The sequence below is a fragment of the Limnothrix sp. FACHB-1083 genome, assembly GCF_014696485.1.
Classification (GTDB): Bacteria; Cyanobacteriota; Cyanobacteriia; order CACIAM-69d; family CACIAM-69d; genus CACIAM-69d.
Genome location: NZ_JACJQD010000001.1, coordinates 225,007 through 249,383 on the forward strand (window position 1 = coordinate 225,007; position 24,377 = coordinate 249,383).

Annotated in this window: 21 protein-coding genes and 1 tRNA gene; 15 read left to right on the top strand and 7 right to left on the bottom strand. The window is 52.3% G+C overall.

Annotated elements, in window-relative coordinates:
- The first annotated feature begins 24 nt into the window (after positions 1 to 24).
- The 8 genes from H6F46_RS00880 (at position 25) to H6F46_RS00915 (ending at position 8,240) form a co-directional block, all read left to right on the top strand.
- Positions 25 to 1,386 carry an MFS transporter gene (locus tag H6F46_RS00880; RefSeq protein WP_190354797.1) on the top strand — a complete coding sequence of 454 codons (1,362 nt, stop codon included), beginning with the start codon at positions 25 to 27 and terminating at the stop codon, positions 1,384 to 1,386.
- Positions 1,387 to 1,772: 386 nt separating this feature from the next.
- Positions 1,773 to 2,114, top strand: a complete 342-nt coding sequence (locus H6F46_RS00885; RefSeq protein WP_099534128.1) for a DUF760 domain-containing protein — start codon at positions 1,773 to 1,775, stop codon at positions 2,112 to 2,114.
- Positions 2,115 to 2,224: 110 nt separating this feature from the next.
- A complete protein-coding gene (locus H6F46_RS00890; RefSeq protein WP_099534129.1) occupies positions 2,225 to 2,896 on the top strand; it encodes an RNA polymerase subunit sigma-70 in 672 nt (223 codons plus the stop codon).
- 239 nt (positions 2,897 to 3,135) lie between these two features.
- Positions 3,136 to 4,896 (top strand): ABC transporter ATP-binding protein, encoded by a 1,761-nt coding sequence (locus tag H6F46_RS00895; RefSeq protein WP_190354798.1) that lies wholly within the window; start codon positions 3,136 to 3,138, stop codon positions 4,894 to 4,896.
- Positions 4,897 to 4,963: 67 nt separating this feature from the next.
- Positions 4,964 to 5,890: a glycerate kinase gene (locus H6F46_RS00900; protein WP_190354799.1), complete on the top strand. Its 927-nt coding sequence runs from the start codon at positions 4,964 to 4,966 to the stop codon at positions 5,888 to 5,890.
- 59 nt (positions 5,891 to 5,949) lie between these two features.
- Complete coding sequence (locus tag H6F46_RS00905) at positions 5,950 to 6,789, top strand: 3'(2'),5'-bisphosphate nucleotidase CysQ (RefSeq protein ID WP_190354800.1); 840 nt, start codon at positions 5,950 to 5,952, stop codon at positions 6,787 to 6,789.
- Between the two features lie 483 nt (positions 6,790 to 7,272).
- Positions 7,273 to 7,932, top strand: a complete 660-nt coding sequence (locus H6F46_RS00910) for a Crp/Fnr family transcriptional regulator (RefSeq protein ID WP_190354801.1) — start codon at positions 7,273 to 7,275, stop codon at positions 7,930 to 7,932.
- A 137-nt stretch (positions 7,933 to 8,069) separates the two neighbouring features.
- A complete protein-coding gene (locus tag H6F46_RS00915) occupies positions 8,070 to 8,240 on the top strand; it encodes a DUF2256 domain-containing protein (protein WP_099534134.1) in 171 nt (56 codons plus the stop codon).
- Between the two features lie 135 nt (positions 8,241 to 8,375).
- On the opposite strand, the gene H6F46_RS00920 is transcribed toward H6F46_RS00915, so the two are convergent.
- On the bottom strand, positions 8,376 to 9,269 hold the full coding sequence (locus H6F46_RS00920) for a glutaminase (RefSeq protein ID WP_190354802.1): 894 nt from the start codon (positions 9,267 to 9,269) through the stop codon (positions 8,376 to 8,378).
- Positions 9,270 to 9,561: 292 nt separating this feature from the next.
- Between H6F46_RS00920 and H6F46_RS00925 the strand changes: the two genes are divergently transcribed.
- The gene (locus tag H6F46_RS00925; protein ID WP_099534136.1) at positions 9,562 to 10,746 is read left to right on the top strand and encodes a transaldolase; all 1,185 of its coding nucleotides are present in this window, start codon (positions 9,562 to 9,564) and stop codon (positions 10,744 to 10,746) included.
- Between the two features lie 84 nt (positions 10,747 to 10,830).
- Here H6F46_RS00925 and H6F46_RS00930 read toward each other — a convergent pair whose 3' ends face one another.
- Both H6F46_RS00930 and H6F46_RS00935 read right to left on the bottom strand, forming a co-directional pair.
- Positions 10,831 to 12,141, bottom strand: a complete 1,311-nt coding sequence (locus H6F46_RS00930; protein ID WP_099534137.1) for a hemolysin family protein — start codon at positions 12,139 to 12,141, stop codon at positions 10,831 to 10,833.
- Positions 12,142 to 12,392: 251 nt separating this feature from the next.
- Positions 12,393 to 13,064: a hypothetical protein gene (locus H6F46_RS00935; protein ID WP_099534138.1), complete on the bottom strand. Its 672-nt coding sequence runs from the start codon at positions 13,062 to 13,064 to the stop codon at positions 12,393 to 12,395.
- A 211-nt stretch (positions 13,065 to 13,275) separates the two neighbouring features.
- Between H6F46_RS00935 and H6F46_RS00940 the strand changes: the two genes are divergently transcribed.
- Positions 13,276 to 13,348, top strand: a tRNA-Ile gene (locus H6F46_RS00940).
- Between the two features lie 169 nt (positions 13,349 to 13,517).
- A complete protein-coding gene (locus H6F46_RS00945) occupies positions 13,518 to 15,332 on the top strand; it encodes a M3 family oligoendopeptidase (RefSeq protein ID WP_190354803.1) in 1,815 nt (604 codons plus the stop codon).
- Positions 15,333 to 15,379: 47 nt separating this feature from the next.
- On the opposite strand, the gene H6F46_RS00950 is transcribed toward H6F46_RS00945, so the two are convergent.
- Positions 15,380 to 16,684 (bottom strand): AmpG family muropeptide MFS transporter, encoded by a 1,305-nt coding sequence (locus H6F46_RS00950; RefSeq protein WP_370567060.1) that lies wholly within the window; start codon positions 16,682 to 16,684, stop codon positions 15,380 to 15,382.
- 316 nt (positions 16,685 to 17,000) lie between these two features.
- On the opposite strand from H6F46_RS00950, the gene H6F46_RS00955 reads away from it, so the two are divergent.
- Positions 17,001 to 17,396, top strand: coding sequence for a DUF1003 domain-containing protein (locus H6F46_RS00955; RefSeq protein ID WP_347278312.1), 396 nt, complete (start codon positions 17,001 to 17,003; stop codon positions 17,394 to 17,396).
- 105 nt (positions 17,397 to 17,501) lie between these two features.
- Here H6F46_RS00955 and H6F46_RS00960 read toward each other — a convergent pair whose 3' ends face one another.
- From H6F46_RS00960 to acs, 3 genes are all read right to left on the bottom strand, one after another.
- Positions 17,502 to 17,990 carry a type II toxin-antitoxin system VapC family toxin gene (locus H6F46_RS00960; RefSeq protein ID WP_190354805.1) on the bottom strand — a complete coding sequence of 163 codons (489 nt, stop codon included), beginning with the start codon at positions 17,988 to 17,990 and terminating at the stop codon, positions 17,502 to 17,504.
- 45 nt (positions 17,991 to 18,035) lie between these two features.
- On the bottom strand, positions 18,036 to 18,635 hold the full coding sequence (locus H6F46_RS00965) for a hypothetical protein (protein ID WP_190354806.1): 600 nt from the start codon (positions 18,633 to 18,635) through the stop codon (positions 18,036 to 18,038).
- A gap of 90 nt (positions 18,636 to 18,725) precedes the next feature.
- Positions 18,726 to 20,696 (bottom strand): acetate--CoA ligase, encoded by a 1,971-nt coding sequence (gene acs / locus H6F46_RS00970; RefSeq protein ID WP_190354807.1) that lies wholly within the window; start codon positions 20,694 to 20,696, stop codon positions 18,726 to 18,728.
- A gap of 198 nt (positions 20,697 to 20,894) precedes the next feature.
- On the opposite strand from acs, the gene H6F46_RS00975 reads away from it, so the two are divergent.
- Genes H6F46_RS00975 through H6F46_RS00985 form a run of 3 tightly spaced genes read left to right on the top strand, consistent with a single transcriptional unit; the run spans position 20,895 to position 24,348 of the window.
- Positions 20,895 to 23,006 carry an AAA family ATPase gene (locus H6F46_RS00975; protein WP_190354808.1) on the top strand — a complete coding sequence of 704 codons (2,112 nt, stop codon included), beginning with the start codon at positions 20,895 to 20,897 and terminating at the stop codon, positions 23,004 to 23,006.
- Between the two features lie 51 nt (positions 23,007 to 23,057).
- On the top strand, positions 23,058 to 23,483 hold the full coding sequence (locus H6F46_RS00980; RefSeq protein WP_190354809.1) for a DUF29 family protein: 426 nt from the start codon (positions 23,058 to 23,060) through the stop codon (positions 23,481 to 23,483).
- Positions 23,484 to 23,541: 58 nt separating this feature from the next.
- Positions 23,542 to 24,348, top strand: coding sequence for a hypothetical protein (locus H6F46_RS00985; RefSeq protein WP_190354810.1), 807 nt, complete (start codon positions 23,542 to 23,544; stop codon positions 24,346 to 24,348).
- The last annotated feature ends 29 nt before the right edge of the window (positions 24,349 to 24,377 follow it).

A 24,377-nucleotide genomic window follows, 5' to 3' on the forward strand; every position in this document is an offset into this window, starting at 1 on the left:
ATCCTTACGGGGTGGGGTCTGTTCATGGCCGTGTTGCGTCACACCAAAAAACGACTGAAACAGTGGCTGTTTCCCAAAGGCCGATCGCTCCGTTCCACAGTTCAATCCACGATTCAAGCCGCAGTTCAATCCACAAATCAAGTCACAACTCAATCCACTGGCCAACAATGGTTACCCCCCTTGTCCGGCGTGGTTTGGATTTTGACCCTGGGGCGCGTTTTGCTGCACCTGGGCACTGGCTTGGTCATGTTCTACGGAGCAATCTACTTTGTGGAACAGGTGGGTCTGTCGGCCACCGCCGTGGGCACGGCACTGGGGTTGGGTCAGTTGTCGGGGGTGCTGGGCCGGGTGGCCAGCGGTTCTTGGTCTGATTCGCCCCGGGTGGGCCGACGCAATGTGTTGCTGTTGTCGGCGGTGGCTTCGGCCCTGGGGGACGGGGTGTTGGGGTTTGCGGCGGGGTTTCCGTTGCTGATTGTGGGCAATCTGCTGATGGGCTTGGGCGTGGGGCTATATTGGCCGGCCATGGAAGCGTTGGTGGCGGACTTTACCCCGGAAGAGCATCGGCGGGAAGCCTTTGCGGTCACGCGGCTGGCGGATGTGGTGGGGTTGGGCTTGGGCACGGCGATCGGGGGATTGCTGGTGGGCCAAACGGGTCTCTATCGATTGCTGTTTTTGGGCGATGCCCTGTCTTTTGTGCTGTTTGCGGTGGCGGTGGTGGCCCTGGTTCCCGATCGCCGGCCCGCAGTCCAAACGGCGATCGGCCATTGGGCCGGCTGGCGCAAAACCCTGAGCGATCGACTCCTCGGCCTGTTTGTGATTGCTAATATTTTGTTCACCACCTATTTGGCCCAGGTGGAAGCCACCTTGCCCCTTTATCTCAAACGGATCGTGGGCTTGGCTCCCGCGCAAATTGGCGTGCTGTTCTCGGGGCATATTATTTTGGCCGCCGTGACCCAACTGCCCATGTCCCGGCTGCTGCGCCCCTATGGCCATGCCCGATCGCTGGCGATCGCCGCTGGGCTATTTGGGGCGGGCTTTGTCGCCGTTTGGTGGATTCAGCCCGGAGCCTGGGCCTTGGCCGGGGCGATCGGGGCCTTGGCCCTGTTGTCCCTGGCTATGGTGGCCTATACGCCCTCTGGCTCGGCCCTGGTGGTGGATTTGGCTCCGGAATCCCTGCGCGGCACTTACCTTTCGATTAATTCCCTCTGTTGGGCCGTGGGCTATGCGGTGGGGCCGCCGTTGGGCGGGTTGGCCCTGGATGCCACCCCAGCGATCGCCCGGGGGTTCTGGATTTGGCCCGTGTTGAGTGTGGGACTGGTGTTGGGCTTGTTGCACTGGCTCGATCGCCTGCTCGATCGACACCTGAACCGGGCATCCTCAACTTAGGATCAGTGGGAAAAGGGTTCGGCAAGAAAAATCACCGCCCATCAACTTCCGTTGCAGACTTGAACAAAAATGTCACAATAGGGCCAGATTGTTGAGCAATGTTCGTTAATTTCCGTTAGTGCTTCTATTTGTGCTTCCGTTGGTGCTATCCCACTCGATCGGGAATGCGTGCAAATTCATTCACCGTCCCCTCAACTGCCCTTTGCACCTTTCCAGTCCCGTTCTGGGTAATTCTTGAATCACCAACCGTTGCAATGTGCGGCAGATCGTTGTTGCATAAGGTTGCAGGTGAACTCAACAACATCGTTAACGCCAACCAGAACGCTAACCAGCATTTCTGTAGGATTCTCCAAGAGTCCGATCGTCCTTCCGACTGAATCGACGCTATGGTTTTTAACCCCGAAACGGCTGACTGGTTTGATGACGCATCGAATGACGATCGCGTCAATCCGCTGCTGCAATACCTCCAGCGTCAATCGCCGGAAGTGTTGGCCCGCGTGGCCCGGGCGGTGACCCCTGATGTGAAGCAAATTGTTTCCCAAAATGTTCAAGGCTTGGTCGGTTCCTTGCCCGGTGAACATTTCAGCATCCAAATCGTGACCGATCGAGAAAACCTGGCCGGATTGTTGGCCTCGGCCATGATGACGGGCTATTTTTTACGGCAAATGGAACAGCGAATGCAGATGGAAGATGCCCTGCATGATGTGGCTTCCTTAGGGGATGATTAGCCCCCGAAGGTAGGCTGATGGTTTCGGCCAGTGCCCATGCCTAATCCCAACGAGGGGATGAAGCCTCTTGGCCGAATTTTGCCACCGCAACGGATATTGCTTGATTGCCCATGGATGCACCCAGTTTTCATGAATGTCGCCATCCGATCGTTCAATCACTCAATCAATACAGTGATTCAGAATTATTGGACTTATTTAAACGCTATCCCGACTCCGGCCGCTATTTTGTAGCCCTGTTTTGTCGCTATAGCCCGATCGTCTATTCCCTGGTACAACATTCCGCTCCGTCTGATGCCCAGGCGGATTATTTATTTGCCCAAATTTGGTTCCGAATTTTTCGTGAATTACCCACTTTAGATTTGGAGCGGGCCCGGGCAACTCGCATCGATCGCGCCGATGAATTTACCTTGCAAAACTGGCTCATTAACATGACTGCTTTGATGGTGAATCAGGCGGAATTGCCCCCTGTGGAATCCATTCACTATTCCTTGACGGCCGCCCCGCCGCCCCTTTGGTGCTACCTGCAATCGGCGCTCGATCGGCAAGATCCCACGGCACGTCTGATGGTGTTGATGGCCCAAACCCTGCATTGGAGCGAGCCACGGATCGCCGCCTATTTGCAAGCGGAAGGGGAATCCTTGTCGCCGGCCGCCGTTCGGGCCAAGTTGCGCCAAAGTTACCGCGCCTTGGAATCAGCCTTGCCGCCGGATATTCGGGCGATTTATTTGGGTGAATCCTTTGATGGGCCCGGCGCAGGAGAAGCGGAAACGGCCTTAAATTAAGACTCTGAACCAACGGCGCTCAACTCAAGACTAAAGCGCAGGATTCTGAAAACCTGAGGCTCAAGGCTCAAAATCTAAGGCTCAAGATTCAAAGCTCAAGATTCAAGGCTCACAATTCAAGAATCAAGACCCCAAAAAACAAAAACCCCGAGGTGAAAACCTGGGGGGCAATTTGCGGGCAAAGTTTGTCTGTTCAACAAACTCTTCCAAAGAATTCCTATATCAGGATGGTCTAATTTATGGCTGGCTCCAATCGATCGAACCTGAAAATTTTAGGCAATTATTTACGACCCTATTGGAAAAAAACCTCGATCGGGATTGGCACATTACTGTTGGTGAATGTGTTGGGGGTTTATATTCCCCTGCTGATTCGGAATGGAATTGATGAGTTACAAGCGAGCTTCTCGTTTGATCGTGTCTTTGCCTTTGCCGTGACCGTGATGGTTTTGGCCTCGGTGATGTGGGTAATTCGGATGGTGTCGCGGGTGCTGGTGTTTGGGGTGGGTCGTCAGGTGGAATTTGACCTGAAACAACGCATTTTTCAACATCTATTGACCCTGGAGCCGGCCTATTTTGCGGTGAACACGGCCGGAGATCTCATTAACCGCACCACCAGCGACGTGGACAACATTCGCCGGTTAATGGGGTTCGCCGTTTTAAGCTTGGCCAATACCCTATTTGCCTATGCGTTAACCCTGCCCATTATGCTCAGCATCAACGTGCGGTTAACGCTGTTGGCTCTGTTGGTTTATCCCTTGATGTTGGTGTTGGTGCAGTTGTTTGCCAATCAATTGCGAACCCAACAGTTAGAAGTGCAAGAACGGCTCTCGGAAATGAGCGACCTCATTCAAGAGGACATGAGCGGCATTTCTCCGATCAAAATCTATGCCCAAGAGGAGAATGAGCGGCAAGCTTTTCGGCGGGTTAATGATCAGTTGCTGCGGGTGAATTTGAGTTTTGCCAAGACTCGCAGTGTGCTGTTTCCACTGCTGGGTGGGCTGGCGAGTGTCAGCTTGCTGGTGCTGTTGTGGTTTGGTTCCGACGCGATCGCCCAAGGGGAATTGTCGATCGGGAATTTTGTGGCGCTGCTGATTTATGTGGAGCGATTGGTTTTCCCCACGGCGCTTTTGGGTTTCACGATCAGCACCTATCAACGGGGCGAAGTCAGCATCAATCGTGTGGAAGCAATTTTGCAAACGGAGCCGAAGATTATCGACAACAGCGAATCGATCGCCCTGCCGCTGGATCAAGTGGTGGGCCACCTCAAAGCCACCCACCTCAGCTACGGCTATCCGGGGAGCGATCGGCTGGCCTTGAACGATCTGAACTTCGAGATTAAACCGGGGGAAATGGTGGCGATCGTGGGCCCCGTGGGTTGCGGCAAATCCACGTTGGCCAATGCTCTGCCGCGCCTGCTGGATCTGAAGCCGGGGCAACTGTGGCTGGATGGAATTGACATTACCCAACTGCGAATCCAAGACCTGCGCGGGGCGATCGCCTATGTGCCCCAAGATAGTTTTCTGTTCAGCACCTCGATCGCCAATAACATTCGCTACGGCAATCCTGCGATCGACCTGGGGGCCGTGGAAGCCGCCGCCGACACCAGCCAAATTCGCAACGAAATCCTCACCTTCCCCCAGCAATACGAAACGGTGGTGGGCGAACGGGGCATCACCCTTTCCGGCGGCCAACGCCAGCGCACCGCCCTGGCCCGCGCCCTGTTGATCAGTTCCCCAATTTTGATTTTGGATGATGCCCTATCGAGCGTGGATAACAAAACCGCCACAGAAATTTTGCGCAATCTGACGGACGGAACCGCTAAGAAAACCGTGATTTTTATTTCCCATCAAATGTCCGCCGCCGCCACTGCCGATCGGATTTTAGTAATGGATCAAGGCTCCATTGTGGATATGGGAACCCACGATGAATTGCTCTCGCGTCCGGGGCTATATCGTGACCTTTGGAATCAGCACACCCTAGAAACAATGTTGGTTGCCTAGGGGCTGTTATCAACTGTTTGCTTGCGAACAAATCGCCCCTAAAAACTTGGGAATTCATTGGGAATTCATGCCGAATTTTGAAGAATTTTGTGTCGCCTTGGGCCAGCGATCGCGCTTGGCCTTTTTGCTTAGTCACCCCAGCAATCGGGCCATGATTGAGCAAGCTTGGTGGCCTTTGGCCTTGGAGTTAGGGCAATTACGCGCCCAGAGCGATCGCCCGATCGTGTTGGGAATTTTGGGTGTGCAAGGCGCAGGAAAGACCACCCTTTGTGAAGCGATGGTGGTGGCTTTGGAGCTGTTGGGGTGGCGAACCCTCAGTTGGTCGATCGATGACCTCTACAAAACCTATGCCGATCGGCAACGGTTGCAAACACAGGATCCTCGGCTTATTTGGCGGGGGCCGCCGGGAACCCATGATGTTGATCTGGGGCTGGAAACGTTACGGGTCTTGCGATCGCCCCAATCTTCCACCATAGCCATTCCGCGATTCGATAAATCCTGCCATGGGGGACAGGGCGATCGCGTGGCGGCGGAGATGATTCAGCCGGTCGATATTGTGTTGTTTGAAGGGTGGTTTGTGGGAGTGAAGCCGATTGATTTCACGACCCTTGTTGATTGGCCAGCACCCATTTTTTCGGAAGCCGATCGCGCCTTCGCCCAGGATTGCAATCAACGATTACGGGACTATTTACCCCTTTGGGAATGGTGCGATCGGCTCTTGATTTTGAAACCCACCGACTACCACTTTTCAAAACAGTGGCGACAACAGGCCGAGCGCGATCGAATTGCCGCCGGGGGGCAGGGGCTGAGTGAGGCGGAAATTTCTGATTTTGTGGATTACTTTTGGAAAGCTTTGCACCCGAAGCTATTTGTTGATCCGTTGCTAGCCGCCGGGGCTGCCGATTGGGTGTTTGAATTTGGAATCGATCGACAGTTAACCCGAGTGACCCGATCGCCCGGAAGCGACCTGAATTTTGGTCACCCAATAGCCTAATCCCCCAATAGCCTAATCAACTGATACCATCAAGGCTCCCATCCTGCATTTAAGCCACCATGCGACCCCTTGAGGATTTGTGCGCGATCGCCCGTCAAGCCGCCTGGGCCGCCAGCGACGTGCTGCGGGCCTATTACCGAGGCGATCAGTTGGCGATTGAAGACCAAGGCGACGGGCCCGTCACGGCCGCCGACCTGGCCGCTAATCAAACCATCCTCAGTCATTTGCAGCAGGAATTGGGGAGCGCCGAATTTGGCTACCTCAGCGAAGAAACCTATAAATCAGAAGGCATTCCAGCCGATCGGGATTGGATTTGGATCATCGATCCCCTGGATGGAACCAAGGACTTTATTCAAAAAACCGGCGAATATGCCATTCACCTGGCGCTGGTTTATCAAGGACGGCCGGAACTGGCGATCGTGGCTTGTCCGGAGGCGGAACGGTTGTACGCGGCCGTGAAAGGGTCGGGAACGGTGGCGTTCGATCGCGCTGGCCAAACCCGATCGCTCCGGGTGTCGGCCTGTGCCCAACTGTCGGAGCTGACCGTGGTGGTCAGTCGATCGCACCGAGACCAACGGTTTAACCAATTGCTGGCCGCCCTGCCCTGCCAAAATCAGCACGCCGTGGGCAGCGTTGGTGGCAAAATTGCCGCGATTGTGGAGCAAAAGGCAGATTTATACCTCTCCCTTTCGGGCAAATCGGCCCCCAAGGATTGGGACATGGCGGCCCCGGAATTGATCTTGACGGAAGCGGGCGGCCAGTTCACCCACTTTGACGGCCAACCCCTGCGCTATGCCACGGGCGATCTGAACCAGTGGGGCGGCCGCATTGCCAGCAACGGCCCCAACCATCGGGAACTCTGCCAAATCCTGCAAACGGAACTGGCCCACCTGCCTTGAGAGGGTGTCTGAAAAGCCAAAATTGCCACCCTGTAAGCTCCAGCGATCGACGCAGACAAGGGGCTTAAGCCCCTTGCCCCCACGGCAGTTGATGCTTGGCCCATACTGAAAGATGCTGCTTAGACATCCTCGGAGAGGGGGGATCATCCCTAAGCGCTGCGGCACAATCTTCATGGATCGTTAACATTCCCTTGGCAAGGGGTTAAACGGTCGCCGTTAGCCTGAGTTGGTGTGGGGCACTACAGTTTTGACCCAGTTATTGCAGAGGCTATTGACAAGCTGAGACCTCAGGCCTCGCAATCACTAGGGTTTTGCCGATGATTTGGTTATCGCTTATTGAAAATTACTGTCAATTTATCAAAAACTGATACGATCTCAATTGGCAGTCATCAAGCACAGATCATTCAAGTCCCAACTCCCAAGACTCAGCACCCGCAATTTGCGTCCTGGGATCGCACCCCATCGCCCTCTGCTTCCCCTCCCATGCCCAAAATGATCCGATCGACCCTGGCCAGTAGCACCGACCTGGAACTGCGCCGGTTGCTCGAAGCCCAATACCGCAGCCAAAACCTCGAATCTTTTCGCACCAACCAAACCATTCCCCTCCAACCCGATCGCCTCTGGGTTGTCTATCGCGGGGCCGTGGCCCTCGAAACCCTGCTGCCGGACGGTTCCGAAGCAATTTTGGGCTTTGCGAGCACGGGGACATTTTTTGGACAGGTTCTGAGCGCGGTGAATCCTTACCGGGCTTCGGCCTTGGCTCCCACAGATCTGTTGCCCCTCTCGATCGACCAGGTGCAACGATCCCCGATCCTGGCCCGTAACCTGCTGTTCCATGCCCTGCGCCGTTTGGATCAGGCCAGCGACTTGAAATCCTTGCTCACCCTGAAGCGCGCCGATGAGCGTCTTTGGCAATTGCTGCAACTGCTCGATCGGGAATTTGGGCAGCCCCTTGGCTCAGCGCGTCGTTTGAACTTGCGCCTCACCCATCGGCAATTGGCCAGCGCCGCCCAAACCACCCGGGTCACCGTGACTCGGCTGTTGCAACTGTTCCAAGCCCAAGGCCGAATCGAGATTGATGCCGATCGACACCTTTGGTTTCCCGCCGGAGGCAAGAATTCGCCTGATGCCCGCGGCCTTTGATACCAGAAGCCTTTGATGCCAGAGGTCTTGGAGACCAAAGGCCTTTGGGAAGCTGCCAAGAATCCGGGGTGAAAATTCGTTAGAATGCTTGCGCCAATTGAATGTTGAATTGTGCGCCCCATCCGCCTGAAGATTCCATGCCCAAACAACGCAAGAAAGCCGACTTTCCCACCAAAGTTTGTGTCGTTTGTGGCTTGTCGTTCACCTGGCGCAAAAAATGGGCAGACTGCTGGGACGAAGTGAAATACTGCTCCGATCGCTGTCGTCGCCGCAAAAATCAAGCCGATCGCCCCGAGTCTGCCTCCTGAACCGTTGCCCAATCAATAATCTTGACAATCAACAACCCTTCAACAACCCTTCAATAACCTTTCAACGGGATTTGAAGTGATTCTTGGATCATTTGAAGTGATTGATTGGATTCAGGCTATTGGGTTCAGGGTGAATCAAAACCAGCGAATAGCCCCTTCCACAAAGTCCAACCCCAAAATCGAATGGCCTTGGGGATTCAGCAGAGGACTGTAACAGGCGATCGATCCTTGGCCGGGCTGGATTGACCAAACCACGCCGCTCACGCCGGACTTGGTGGGCCAACCCACGTGCGCCATCCAGGTTTCCGAATCTTGGTAGAGACCCCCCACAGCGATCGCCCCTAGGGTTTGCTGCACCAATTCAGCCCATTGGGACGGCGGGTTGGCAAACCAACAGCCCAAAGCCGCCAACTCAGGCATCGTGATCCCCAGGCAACAAAGCCGGTTGTAAATCTCCAGGGCAATTTCCGGCTCTGCCACCCGGCCAGAATCCACCAAGGTTTGCACCAAAGCACGATTGCGGCCGTTGGGCAGGCTTTGCACCGAAGCCAGCACCGTCTCATTCACGGGCATGAGGCAGCCCGTTTCCCGATATAACCAAGCTTGGAACCGCCGCACCCGATCGCGTGCGGTGGTTCCAGGCAGGGCCCCCGCTAGGGCCAGGGCCCCACTGTTGAGCATGGGATTGCGGGGATGGCCCGCATCTTCCAGCAGTTGATCCAAGTCGTTATAGGCCTTGGCGGATGGTTGACAGCCCACCAAGCTGCTCACAACCTCGGGGCCCAGAAGCGCAAGGGCATAAAACAACAGCAGGGGTTTCATCACGCTCATCAACACCACCCGCCGCCCCGGGGGCGATCGATCCCAACTGCGACCATCCACGGCCTGCACGGCGGCCGCAAACTCTTGCGGATTGGCCTTGGCCAGAGCGGGCACGTAGTCTGGCAAGTAGCCACTGATGCCCGATCGGGTTCCTTGTCGAGCCAGATCATCCAACAACAACCGAGATGTTGCGATTAGTCCAGTCATGTCGCCTGCATCGCCTTGGGCCGGCATACAGGAAGCAGCCACCAGCCCTGCTAATACTCTAGAGAAGGCCAAGGAGCCTGATAAGCAATTGTGATCAAGTGATGAGGTTTCTTATCAATCGCTGATTGAACACTTACCGGCAACTCCTGCCCTCTTTGAACTTTTCTGTGATTTTGTTGAAGTTCTCATCGGGAGCGTCACCATTCCCGGTGGGATCGGCCACACTGGAAGCACATTTCCCGGCCCAACCGAGAGGGCGGGACACTCGCAACGCTCTCAGCGAGAAGTGATCATGGCTCAGACCTTGCTTGAACAATTACGCACAATGACGATCGTGGTGGCCGATACCGGCGACATTCAGGCGATCGAACGACTCAAGCCCCGCGATGCCACAACGAACCCTTCATTGATCACCGCCGCGGCCCAAATGCCGCAATACCAGGAAATTGTGGATCAAACCCTGCTGGAGGCCCGCACCGAAAAGGGCAAGCAAGCCAGCGCGGAGGAGGTGGCTTCCCTGGCCTTTGAGCGCTTGGCGGTGGCCTTTGGTAAAAAGATTTTGCAAATTATTCCCGGTCGGGTCTCCACGGAGGTCGATGCGCGCCTGTCCTATGACACGGAAGCGACGATCGCCAAGGGTCGCTATCTGATTTCGGAGTACGAAAAAGCCGGTGTTTCACGCGATCGAATTCTGATCAAAATTGCCGCCACTTGGGAAGGCATTCGCGCCGCCGAAGTGTTGGAAAAGGAAGGCATTCACTGTAATCTCACCCTGTTGTTTGGGTTGCACCAGGCGATCGCCTGTGCAGAGGCGGGCGTGACTCTCATTTCGCCCTTTGTGGGTCGAATTTTGGATTGGTACAAGAAAAAGACCGGTCGCGATTCGTTTCCAGCCCCAGAAGATCCCGGCGTGTTGTCCGTCACGCGGATTTACAACTACTACAAAACCTTCGGCCACAAAACGGAGGTGATGGGGGCGAGTTTCCGCAACATGGGCGAAATTGTGGAACTGGCCGGTTGTGATTTGCTGACCATTTCGCCGGCCCTTTTGGACGAGCTGGAAAGCAATCAGGGCGAGCTGGTGCGCAAGCTGAGTCCTGACTTGGCCGGTGCAGAGCCGATCGAAAAAATCGAGATGAATCGCGAAGTTTTCGATCAAATGCACCAAGACGATCCAATGGCTTCCGAAAAGCTCACGGAGGGGATTGAAGGCTTCTCGAAAGCGCTGGAATCTCTGGAGTTGCTGTTAAAAAATCGTCTGGCTCAATTGGAAGGTCAAGAAGCCCTCAGCCATGCGGCCGATGACATTTTCCATGTCTACGATTTGGATGGGGATGGCTTCATTACCCGTGAAGAATGGGCTGGGAGCGATGCGGTTTTTGATGCCCTAGATTCCAACCGAGATGGCAAAATCACCCCCGCTGAAATGGCGGCCGGTCTGGGGGCAGCCTATCACCACCATTTGGTAGGTGTTTAGGGCCTGATTTGGGGCACGGCTTCAAGATTCTCCAGTGGGGAATCTGAGGAACTGACGAAGGATTTTTAAGGATCTAGTCAGGATCTAGTGAAGGCGGCGAATGCGGATCCGATCGAGTCGGGCCCCATTGGCCGCTTCAATTTCAAATTCCAAACCGTTGTAACGAAAGCTTTCGCCCACTTGGGGAATTCGTTGCAGGTGGCAGAGCACAAACCCGGCCAAGGTTTGGTAATCGTCGGCTTCCGGCAGGGTTAGCCCCAGACGGCCATTCACCTCGTCAATCGTGATTTGGGCGGGCACGCAGGCGGTTTGTTCGTCGATCGCCTCGATCGAGCTGTCGTCGGCGGCCAGGGGCCCCACAATTTCCTCCGCCACATCGGTGAGCGTGACCAAGCCCGCCGTGTTGCCAAATTCATCCACCACGATCGCCATGGGTTGTCCTGATCGCCGGAGCGATCGCAGCAAGTCCGCCGTGTTGGCAAATTCCGGCACAAAACAGGCGGGCTGAATCCAGGCGCTCAGGGGCGTATCCAGGCTCAATTCCCCAGCGGCCAGGGGCGTGGCTAAATCTTTAAACCGCACCATTCCCACAATGTCATCGATCGAGTCACCCATCACCGGGTAACGCAGGTGGCCTGTTTGGCCCACGGCCGCCAGCAAGTCCGTCACGGAATCCGACTGCTCCAGCACCACCATCTGGGTGCGGGGAATCATCACATCTCGGGCCGTCACGGCTCGAAAGGTCAGAACATTTTGCAGCAGGCGGCGCTCATCGGCTTCCAAGTCCGGGGACTCTGTGGAATTCCCAACAATTTGTTGCAACTCCGAAAGGGCGATCGGGCTGGCCCAATGGCGATCGCTGGGCCGCAACCCCAAGGCCCGCAACACCCACCGCGTGGAGCGCTCCAAAAACCAAACGATCGGCTGTAAAAATCGCCCAATCGTGACGCTGGGCGGCCCCAACACCAAGGCCACCTGTTCCGCATGGCGCAGGGCGATCGATTTGGGGCCCAATTCCCCAAACACGATTTGCAGATAGGCCACCAACAGGAACGCGGTTCCCACGGCCACCGCCTGCACCAAAGGGCGATCGGCCGCAGCGGGCCAGTAGTGAATTGCGCCGCTGACCAGGGGCGCGGCCAAAACCGACTGACCCAACCAACCCAGGGTGAGGGCCGCCAGGGTGATCCCCAACTGGGTTGTGGACAGCAACCGATCGACATGTTGTTGCAAATACTGGACGCTGCGAGCCGCTGGATCTCCACCCGCAACGAGTTGATCAATGCGCGATCGCCGCACAGCCACCATGGAAAACTCTGCCGCCACAAAGAACGCATTCAGCGTGATGGGCAACAGCAGCACCCACAAGCTCAACGTCCAGCCTTGACTATCCACCGCTACTAGATTCCGTTTAATTGAGTTTGCTTGAGTTTGCTTGATCCTGGTTAAGTTTGCTGGATTTTGCGGAATTTTGCTGGGTTCTATTCAAAAACAAACAACTCAACCATCTTGCTCACGGGGCTTCCTCAGAGCTGTCAACCTGCTCTTGTCAACCTGCTCTTGTCAACCTGCTCTTGTCAACCTGCTCTTGGCAATATGCTCTTGGAATCAACAGCCGATGGAGCTGTGGCCAAGGGCGATCAGCCCTAACGCACGGGAATGCCCTGAATTTGAAGCTGTAATTGCTGATCGGGATAATCGGTCAGAGACAGTTGCAACGACTTCACGCCATCCAGCAACACCGTCGGCACGATCGCCTTGCCCCGAACGGTGGCTCCGTCGGCCGGTAACTCACTGGGCAAATCTTCCACGATCGCGCTCAGGGGATCGCCCCGATCGTCCGCCATTTCCAAAAAGCTATAGAGAAACTGCACCGCCCGATCGCCTTGATTGCGCAGCGTCAACTCCAGCACCAACGAATCGCCCACCCGACTGGCTCCCACCACCGTCAGGGTCACACCTTCCGCCTTGGCCGAAATGGGCAACTTAGCCACCGCCGTTTGTGACAAAGGCTTGGCCTGAGGTTGGGTTTGGGTCAAAGCCGGATCCACCGGCTTGGGCGGCGCATTGCCCACGGGAGCCGTTTGGGTGATGGCCTTGGTTTTGGCCAGCAACTGTTGCTCATTCAGCAGTTTCAGGGGAGCCGGTTCCGGTCGCTTGCCGCCTCGTCCTGAGGAGTCCGCCGTGGGGCGAAAGTCCGGCTGCACAATGCCCTTCAGCGCCTCCCGTCCGAGGTTGTAGCCCCAGGAGGTACTGGCGATGCCCGTGCCCGCCATCAACAACAACAACAGAATGGTCAAACCAGCGCTGGGATTCACGGCAGTTGATGAAGATTACTTGAGAGAGGTTGAGAGATCCAGGACAGATGGCGGCTGGCTGATCACTCAAGCCATTCAAACTCTATCCAAGAATATTGCCCAAACTAGCGGCCAATGGCAAAATTAATGACGAGTGTAAACTCACACGACTCTCCAAAAGCGATAGACCGCCCCCACAACCTATCGCTGAGCATTGAGTCTCCGACATTTTCCAGGGTTGGCCGAGCGGTTTAGGCAGCGAACTCATAATTCGCCTCAGACAGGTTCAACTCCTGTACCCTGGATTGTTTTACGATCGAACCGACTTGATCAAGCCAAATCGATCGAGCTGGCTCACTCGAACCGGCCTGATTGAACTGGCTTGCTTGAACGGGCTTGATTGAACCGGCTTGAATTGAATGTGACTGTCTGAAATTGCTGCGTGAACCCAAGGTTGAGGCGAAGGTTGGAGCTATGGTAGCAAGTGCGATCGGGATGGCCCAAACCACCGACAAGAACGACCCATTAACCTGGAATTTAGCCGATTTATACGCGGGATTTGATGATCCCCGCTATGAGGCTGATTTGCACTGGGTGAGCGATCGAGCAGAGAATTTTCGGATCACCTACCGCGATCGCGTGGCCTCGCTGACAGCGCAGGAGTTGGCCCAGGCTTTGGAAGAACTAGAAGGCATCTACCAAGCGGTGGGCTATCTTTGGAGCTTTCCCTCGCTCACCTTTGCGGCCAACACCCGAGACACCACCGCCCAAGGGGAGGTCGATCGGATCCAAACGGCCTTGACCACCGTGAATAACGAGCTGGTCTTTTTTGACTTGGAACTTCAGGCCATGAGTGCCGACCACTTGGCGGAGTTGCGACAGGCCCCAGAACTGCGGCTCTACGCCCATTACCTGGAATCCGTGGGGCGATTTGCGCCGTTTCGGTTGCCGGAAGTGGTGGAACAAACGCGCAACCGAGACAGCCTGACCGGTCGGCAGGCCTTTATTCAGTTGAGATCGATCCACTTGGGCGAACAGACCTACACCCCCGTCACCACGGCCGATGGCAAAACCGCCACCACGGAAGCCGAACTTTCGGCTCTGTTGTTTCAGGGCGATCGCACCGTGCGCGAACAGGCCTATCACTCGGTGCGAGTCGTCAGCCAACAGCACAACACCCTCTATGCCTACATCCTGAGCACGATCGCCCAGGATCACGCGATCGAAAACCAAATGCGCGGCTATCGATCGACCCTGGAAAAACAGTTAATTAGCGACGAAGTGCCCGAAGGGGTGTTTTGGGCCGTGATGAATGGCACGCGCGATCGCACCGAAATTTGGCAAAACTATTACCGCATCAAAGCAAAAGCCACCGGAGCCGCCATTCGCACCTGTGATGTTTATGCTCCCTGGAGCACTGAACCGATCGCCCCGCTCCCGTTCTCAGAAGGCACTCAAATCCTGCTGGCGGCCCTGGAACAATTCGACACAACCTATGCCCGCCGGGCCGAAGAGTTTTTCCTAAACCGTTGGGTTGATGCTGCCGTGCGGCCGGGCAAACGAGGCGGCGCATTTTGCAACTACACCCACGGCAAACATAGCTATTTGTTTTTGTCCTACACCGACGATTACAGCTCTCTATTCACCTTGGCCCATGAGATGGGTCATGGCTTGCACTTTGCCTGGATTGACGATCATCAACGCTATTTCAACAGCAGTCCGCCTCTGGTGTTGGCGGAAGTAGCTTCCACCTTTAATGAACTGCTGCTGTTGGATTATTTGCTCGATCGCCATTCCGATCCGAATATGCAGCGCAGTTTAATTACGCGACAACTAGAAGATCAACTGAGTTTGCTTTTCCGACAAACCACCATCAGCCGCTTGGAATTAGCTCTGCACGATCGAGCCACAAAGGGGCGATTTGATGCTGAATTTTTGAATGAAGTTTGGGATAGTCTCTACCGAGATTTGTGTGGCGATGCGGTTGAAATTCTGCCCGAGCACCAATACGACTGGGCCCGAATTGGTCACATTTTCTTCAAGCCCTTTTACTGCTATCAATACGCCGCTTCGGACATCGTGAGCCTGGCTTGCTATCAACAATATCGCCAGCGAGGCCGAGATTTTGTACCCGGCTATTTACAACTGCTGGCCAGTGGGGGCAGCGAAAACCAAATGGCCGCCCTTAAGCATTATGTGGGTGTGGATTTGGAAGACCCGGCAACCATTTCCCAAGCGCTAGATTATGTGGCGAATTTGGTCGATCGCCTGGCCAGCACCGTGCCCTAGCGGAAGGCTGCCCAATCATTCAGGCTGAAGTTGACCGGGGTTGCATTCTATTGGTTAAGCTCCGATGGAGAATTCGATTGATGCCAAGGAGCAAACCAGGGCAACAATGCCAACCCCGGCAGCGCCGCCCCGATCGTGAGCAAAAAGAAGCCAGGCCAACCCAACTGTTGGGCTAAAGCACCGGAAGGAGCCGAAAACAAATCACGACTCACAGCCATCAAACTGGACAGCAAAGCATATTGAGTGGCGGAAAAACGAGCATTACAAAGACTCATCAAAAATGCCGTAAATCCTGCTGTTGCTAATCCACCGCAGAAATTTTCCACATTAATCGCTAACACCATGGCGGTAGCATTTTTCCCCACCCAAGCCAAAATTAAATAGGCAACATTGCTCAGGGCTTGTAATCCACCAAAGACCCAGAGCGATCGCCCAATGCCAATTTGGCTGAGAATTGCACCGCCCGTTAAGGAGCCGACAATGGTGGCAATCAAGCCCATCACCCCTTGAATAGCGCCCACTTCCGTTTGGCTAAAGCCCGTTTGCAACAAAAAGGGCAGGGCCATGTTGTTCACCATCGAATCGCCCAAGCGATAGAGCACAATAAAGGCCAAAATGGCCAAGCCCCGCTGCCAATGGTAGCGATCGAGGAAATCCTTAAAAGGTAACCAAACGGCCTCCGACAAGCTGGCGGGTGGTTGTTGGGGGGCTGTGGGTTCTGGGGCCAGCCAACTCAACAGAATGCAGCCCGCCATCAAGACCGCCATCATGCTGTAGGTGACCGGCCAGGTGAAGCGATCGGCCAGCACCAGCGCTGCTCCGCCCGCAATGAGCAAGGCCCCGCGATAGCCCAACACGAAGATGGCCGCTCCGGCTCCCATTTCCCGAGGAGTCAACACATCCGTGCGATAGGCATCGGCGGCAATGTCCTGGGTGGCGCTGAGCAGGGCCACCAACACCGCCGCGATTGCCACCCCCTGTAGCCCCTGCTGGGGATTTTGCAACCCTAATGCCAACAGGGCCAGGGCGATTGCCCCTTGGCTGAGGGCCAACCAACCCCGCCGTCGCCCAAAAAACGGCGGCACAAATCGATCGAGCAAGGGGGCCCACAAAAACTTGAGGGAGTAGGGCAATCCCACCAGGCTAAAGGCCCCGATCGCGCTCAGGTTCACCTGCTCCATCGTCATCCAAGCCTGGAGGGTACGGCTGGTTAACAGCAAGGGCAACCCCGAGCTAAACCCCAAGAGCAGCAGAGCCGCCATCTTGGGCTGTTGAAACAACCGGGCGATCGAGGCTAGGGGTGACGGAAGAGGAACTTTCACGGGTGTTGGGCAACCGGCATAGAGAAACATTGGGTTGAGTTTACTGCTGTTAACCAACCGAGAGCGATCCGGCGGGAGTGGTGCAACAGTGGTGTGAATACCAGAGACTCCTCCCTTTCGCTGCGGCTATTTTTAGCCACAACCCCTTGAGCCTCCATATCCTAGTGCTAACTTTCTCCCACGAGATCGCGTTATGCCCGTCAATTCTCCTGGCTATCCTCGTCGCCCCAGCCGCGCCAATATTACCCCCGAGCAGTATCGGCTGATTCAGCGCCTACGGGAACGAAATCCCGCTGAGAACCCACCCAAAGAAAAAGCGGATTTGGGTTCGCATCTTGCTGACTTGGTGGCTTCAACGGTTGGCTCTTGGAAATTTGTCATCATCCAGTCCATTTGTTTAGGTTTCTGGATTTTCTGCAATGTCAGCAACAAGACTATCCATTGGGATTCCTATCCATTCATTTTGCTGAATTTGATGTTGTCATTCCAAGCAGCATACACAGCACCAATCATCATGATGAGCCAAAATCGGCAAAATGAAATTGATCGCCAAGAGGCTAAGCATGATCATGAAGTGAATCTGAAATCAGAACTAGAAATTGAGCTGCTGCATGACAAAATCAATCTTCTGCGCGAGGCAGAGTTAAGCGAAATTCTGCACCTGCTGCGTGAGCAACAAAAACAGATTGATGAACTCCAAAAACAACTGAAAGCCGCTTCCATCAAATCCGATTTAGCGTGAAGGCCAGGATCCTTTTTTTGAATTTCAGGTAAGTTCAGAGGATCACAGCTCATCGCAGCTAGACAATTCAGGATTTTTCTGAGTGCTCAAGTATGGGGCGATCGCTCATGATTCCATTCCTGGGAATAGGATTTCTTGGAACGATCGAGCATCAATGCCATAGCGTGTTAGGTGCTTGCGATTTTCAGTGACCAAAACCACATTGACCCAGGGTGAAAAGAGCGATCGAACCTGAGCCGCCAAAATGGGATCGCCTCCCAAGTCACGATCGCTTTCTGTTTTTTGGCCCCGGTAGCGCGCTTCGGCCCAAAGAGTTGCTGCGAGATTCAGATCAGTAATCGTGATGGGTAAGTATCGAACAGATTGTAAAAATCGGTTTAATCGCTCAATCCCTCGATAGTTTGGATCTTTAAGGCGCTGTAATTCTAAAGATCGCCGCATTTCATAATCAACAATTCCTGGTAGAAAAACTTCAGTATCAGAGAGCAATATTGCCCGAAACCAGGCTTTCAATTCAATGAATTTTGTAGGACTAGGGTTTAGTAATTGACCTAAAATATTTGTATCAAGAGCAAGTTTGTTAATGATTTTCATTTCATTAGATTAAGAATAATAGATTGGCATGATAAAGCAAAATTCTCACAAATTTGCCATTACTTCGTCCCAGGTGCGATCTAATTCATGATCAGGGTTGTTATTCCACTCATCGAGTAAATTCAAGAGTTCTTGATTTCGTGTTTTGATTTCCTGAAGACGATCTGCATGGAGTGATTCAGCATCAGGTACTAAGCTAGGATCCAATTTGAGTTCAATACTAAATCTGCTAGGGTCTGAAATTTGGTACGCAGACTGTACTTGTAATTCAGAATCAGAGGTTAACAAATTTCGATTTTTATCTACAGAACCATTTTGATGCTGTAGACAAAGTTCTAGCCCAGACATTGCAAGGCTCTGCAACATGGCTGTCGCCTGAACATGATGTTTTCTTTGGGATAATTCAATCAAAAAATTCACAAAACTTTCATCAATAATGATGAATCTTTCAGGTAATTTCGTTTGTGTGTTAATTGCAACCAAAAATTTTAGTTTCGGTGAGAGATGGTAATTTTCAAGCGCCAAAAACTGTAAAACAATGCTTAAAGGAAACGCATAGTCAGTTTGTGAAAATTGATAGACTGGAAGTAAGGTTTCTTTCACTGTAATCGCGCCGATAGAAAGTATCGTTGGATGAGTTGACATAGGATTTCTCTGATTAATTTAATGTTATGGAGTGTGGTTAGCATTCTGGGCAAGATAGATAGACTCTCTATCCTGCCCATAGTCTAGCAATTACGATCCTTCGCGGAGTTTGTCGAGGACGGAGCGATCTTCGAGGGTGGAAGTATCCCCAGAAACCTCTTGACCCGAGGCGAGCGATCGCAACAAACGACGCATGATTTTGCCCGATCGCGTCTTCGGCAGTGCATCCGTAAAGCGAATTTCACCGGGCCGGGCGATCGCCCCGATTTCCTTCACCACGTGCTGTTTCAGTTCCTTGATCAGCTCCTCGCTAGCCGTCGCCGTCCCTTCCAGGGTGACAAAGGCCACAATGTCTTCGCCCTTCAGGTCGTCCGGCTTGCCCACCACGGCCGCCTCCGCCACCGCCGGGTGCGACACCAGCGCCGACTCCACCTCCATCGTCCCCAGCCGGTGGCCCGACACGTTCACCACGTCATCGACGCGGCCCATGATCCAGTAGTAGCCATCGGCATCGCGGCGCGCGCCATCCCCCGCAAAGTAGAAATGCTGGCCGTCCTTGGGCGCGATGTGCTCCCAGTAGGTGCTGCGGAACCGTTGGTCATCGCCAAACACCGTCCGCATCATGCTCGGCCAGGGATGCTTCACGACCAGGTAGCCACCCTCGTTGTCGCCTACCGGGTTGCCATCGAGATCCACCACATCCGCCAAAATGCCAGGGAAGGGCTTGGAGGCGGAACCGGGCTTGGTGGGAATTGCGCCCGGCAGCGGCGTGATCATGAATCCGCCGGTTTCGGTTTGCCACCAGGTATCGACGATCGGGCAGCGCTCGCCGCCAATCACCCGGTAGTACCACATCCAAGCTTCCGGGTTAATCGGTTCGCCGACGGTTCCCAACAGCCGTAGGGAACTGAGGTTGCGGGCCTTGGGCAGGTGCTCGCCCATTTTGATGAAGGCGCGGATCGCCGTGGGAGCAGTGTAGAAAATCGTCACGCCGTATTTTTCAATCACATCCCAAAAGCAGCCGGGATTGGACGATCGGGGCGCGCCCTCATACATCAGCGTTGTGGCTCCGTTAGACAGGGGGCCGTAGACGATGTAGCTGTGGCCCGTAATCCAGCCCACATCGGCGGTACACCAATAGACATCGGTGTCTTTGATGTCGAACGTCCATTTAAACGTCATGTGGGTGTAGAGGTTGTAGCCCGCCGTGGTGTGGACGACGCCCTTCGGTTTGCCGGTGCTGCCGGAGGTGTAGAGCACAAACAGCAGGTCTTCGCTGTCCATCGGTTCGGCGGGGCAATCGGCGCTGGCGTTTTGTTGCAGGTCGTGCCACCAATGGTCGCGACCTGGCTCCATGTGTACGTCTTGGCCCGTGCGCTTCACGACCAGTACGTTTTCGACGCTGGGGGCGGCGTTGTTTTCGAGGGCGCGATCGACCTGGATTTTTAGGGGCACGGCGGTGTCTTTGCGGAAGCCCCCATCGGCGGTGATCACCAGTTTGGCCTTGGCATCGTTGAGGCGATCGCGCAGGGCTTCGGCGCTGAACCCACCAAACACGACGCTGTGGGCCGCGCCAATTCGGGCACAGGCCAACATGGCGATCGCCGCTTCCGGGATCATCGGCATGTAGATGCCAATGATGTCGCCTTTTTGCGCGCCGAGGGATTTCAAGACGTTGGCAAACTGGCAAACTTCCCGATGCAGTTGGGCATAGGTGAGAGTGCGCGAGTCGCCGGGTTCGCCTTCCCAAATCAGAGCGGCTTTGTTTTTCCGCCAGGTGGTTAAGTGGCGATCGAGACAGTTATGGGAAATGTTGATTTTCCCGCCGCCAAACCATTTGGCAACGGGGGGCTGCCAATCAAGAGCGGTGTCCCATTTTTGGAACCAGTCGAGTTCTTTTTCGGCCAGTTCTGCCCAAAAGGCGGTGGGGTCGGCAGCGGCGCGATCGTACAGGGCTTGATAGTCGTCCAGGCTTTTAATTTCGGCATTGGCCGCCAAATCCGCAGGCGGCGCAAAGGTGCGATTTTCTTGAAGGATCGATTCGATCGTCGGTTGTGACATGACAGTTCAACTGATCAGCGTTTGCTCTCAGTCGAATGTAGTACGAGCCGGGGCTACGGGCGATCTCTAGTTAAAACTCGATACAGATTATTCAGCAAAGCTGCTTTGGCTACAAGCGATAGCTAGATTGCATATCTGCTATAATTCCGAAAATTCACAAAAGCACTCTATCAAAGGCAACTTTTCCAAGGTCAAGCTATGCGTCTTCAATCTATATACATCAAAAATTTTCGAGCAATAGAATACCTAGAAATTAAAAATGTCAGTAAATTCATGATTCTTGCAGGAGCAAATGGATGTGGAAAATCTAGTGTTTTTGATGCAATTAGACTTTTGAAATCTTCATATGGAGAATATTATCCTTCTGAACTCCAATCATTTTTGCAAGAATTTCTAATCAATGGGCAAAATAAGCTGAAGGGAATTAAAAAGCTTTTTCGAGACCCCTCAAAAGAAATAGAAATTAGAGCCTCTTTTGTGATTGACGAAAGTGAAAAACTTTTTTTGCTTGAAAATCTTGATGATTTACTGAAAGAGAATTTCTGGAGACTTGGGTATCCTGGGATGGCTTATGGCTACACTGAAACAATGGATTTATTGATGACACGACTCAGAGATTTTGACGAAAAAACCTTTGTCGAAGATTGCAAAAGTAAGATTTTACAAGAACTGAAAGAAAAAGAACAGGTGGCTGTGCTTAAAATCAATACAAAACCCAAATTTGAGTACCCATCGGAATCGTTACTAATGCATTTGATATTTAGGATATTTTCACCTAGAGAAGTTGGTGTTCTTGAGTATCATCCAGCAAGTCGAAGCTATATTAGAGAGTCTGTTCAGGGGATCAATCTACAAAATCCTAGTTTTTCGGATCAATATAAGCATCACATGCTTTATAACACTGACAATAAGTATCGAAATATAAAAGCTGAAATTCTGCAAGAATATATTATATCAAGCTTGATTATCGATCAAAATATTTCAAAAATTCAGGATCTACCTACTTCTCTGAGCAAAACATCTTTAAAAGATTCGCTCAATGATTTATTTGCCACATTTTTTCCAGGCAAAAAATTTATTGGACTGAAGGCTTCTAAAGATGGAGATATTAATTTTTTTGTAGAATTGAGTAGTGGTGCTCAACATGAAATTGATGAACTCAGCGCTGGAGAGAAAGAAATTTTATTCGGCTATCTCCGGTTAAGAAATAATGCCCCACAAAACTCTATTATTCTCTTTGATGAGCCTGAACTTCATCTAAATCCAAGACTTCTGAAGGATCTACCCAGTTTTTATCGAAAAAATATTGGTGCACCATTAAATAACCAAATTTGGCTAACCACTCATTCAGACTCTCTGTTGAGAAATACAATTGATGACTCGGATTTCTCCATTTATCACATTAGTCCAGCATCAGATTTGGGCAATTTTAGAAACCAAGCTATTCTTGTCAAAGCTTCAACAGAGCTTGAGCGAGTTGTTTTTGATTTAGTCGGCAATTTAGCTGCATATAACCCTAAATCAAAAATTATTATTCTAGAGGGTGGTGGCAATACCAATTTTGATGTTCAGATGGTCAGTAAACTGTTTCCAGAAATATCGGAACAAGTCTCATTAATATCAGGATCGGATAAATACAATGTAACAACGCTTCAAACAATGTTGGATAAAGCAGCAAAAGATGCGGGCATCGCGTCTCGCTTTTATTCAATTGTCGATCAAGATTATGAGGGGCCAAAGCTGACATCAAATCAATATTCTTGGGATGTCTATTCTATTGAGAATTATCTTTTAGATTCTCAATTTATCCTTGAAGTATTTAAGGATATGGATCCTCATATCCCTCTGACAGAGGCTGAAATTGAAGAAGATCTATTTGGAATTGCAAGAGAAATTATGACTAAGATGATTTATGATCGTTTAAATATAGTACTTAATAAAAAAGTTATGAAATGCATTAGATTTGGAAGGGCTGGAGAAGATATGGTTGATGATTTCTACAATTCAGTTTTGAATTCTCATGAAAAAATGGCGAAACTTTTAGAAGGAGAACTATCCAGAGATAATATAGAAAAATTTAAGATAGAAATTGAACAAGATCTGCAAGAGTCCTTGACTTCTGGTACATGGAAGAAAAAGTTTAAGGGCAAGGAAATCCTCAAGCTATTTGTGGGTCAGAAAAAGTATGTAAAAGGAGTTAGTCTTAACTTCGAAGCATTAGCTAATTTGATTATTGGCAAGATGGCAAGTAGAAATTATCAGCCCCCTGGAATGAAAAAAGTTATTGATGAGATTCTCTGTGATAAGTAAAAATTGCCTATGTATGATTGACTTGCAAGCTCAATCAGGAGCCTAAGCGTTATGGAAGAAATCTTGACGTTGCATGAGTTATTGCTAGCGGGCGATGTGAATCGGGCGCTGGCGATTGTGGAAGAGATGGAAGAAATGGGACTAACTGCCATTCGCAACAAGATTCGCAGCTACAGCAAAATTTTATTGATTCATTTAATTAAACAAGCAGCCGAAAAGCGATCGACCCGTTCTTGGGAACTCTCGATTCAAAATTCTGTAGACGAAATCTTAAACACGAACCAACGATCGGCCGGTAGCTACTACATCAAGCGGGATGAACTGACAGCAATCCTCGAAAAGGTTTATGGACTAGCCCTGAAAGCAGCAGCGATCGAGGCCTTTGAAGGGCGACATGAGGCCGAAGAATTGGCCGCAATGGTCGATCGCCCCGAAATTTTGCAACAGGCATTGAAGATGATTGCCCCTGAGCAATAATTTTCTTGATCAATCAGCGTTTATAACTGACACACACCCGGCCACAGCCCGAAACATCATGAATATTGTGCAATATCACGAAGTTTGTCATCGGATGAGATCGGGAGATGTGATTGCTTTTGCGGGGGCGGATATCCTGTCGGGAACGGTGCGCCTTTCAACCCAATCCACAGTTTCCCATGTGGGCGCTGTATTTCAGCCAGAATTCATGATCAATGGGCCCAGCAGGATCAACGTTGATGGCAAGCCAGATGGCGAAGTTGATTCAGATGCCAAAGGTGACCAAAATCCTAGTGCAAGCGCAACGGAGGATCAGGAACATATCAGTTTGGAGCTAGCTTCCTCCCTACTCGAAATTGATATGCTGACCACGGATCAACCGGAAATTTATATTATTGAATCCCATCCCCTTTGCTTTGACCAAGACACGGGAATTGCCAAAAGTGGCGTACAAATCAATAAATTAAGCGCCCTGATGGATGGCTATGATGGCCAAATTTGGTGGCTACCGTTGGGGGAGCAACATCGCTCTCGCTTGGATCTGCAAAAGTTCACGGATTTCATGCGCCAAAGCGAAAAGCGTGCCTACGATTTTGTGCAGGCTGCGTTGGCGGGCTTGGATATCTTAGATGAAGTGGGATTAACCTGCGCCCAGGAAGATCACTCTAGTTTTTTCTGCTCTGAATTAATTGCAGCGGCCTTCCAAGCGGCTGGGTTAATTCAGGGGGTTAACCCATCGGAAACAACCCCGATCGACCTTTGTCGCTTTCCGATTTATGCGGAGGATTATTACTTGCTCTGGGGCGACCCGATCGAGATCCCTGGCTATAACGCTGCTGATTTTCCGAGTACCTTGAAAGATTAGTTCCTGTGATCAATTTAAATCACTACAGA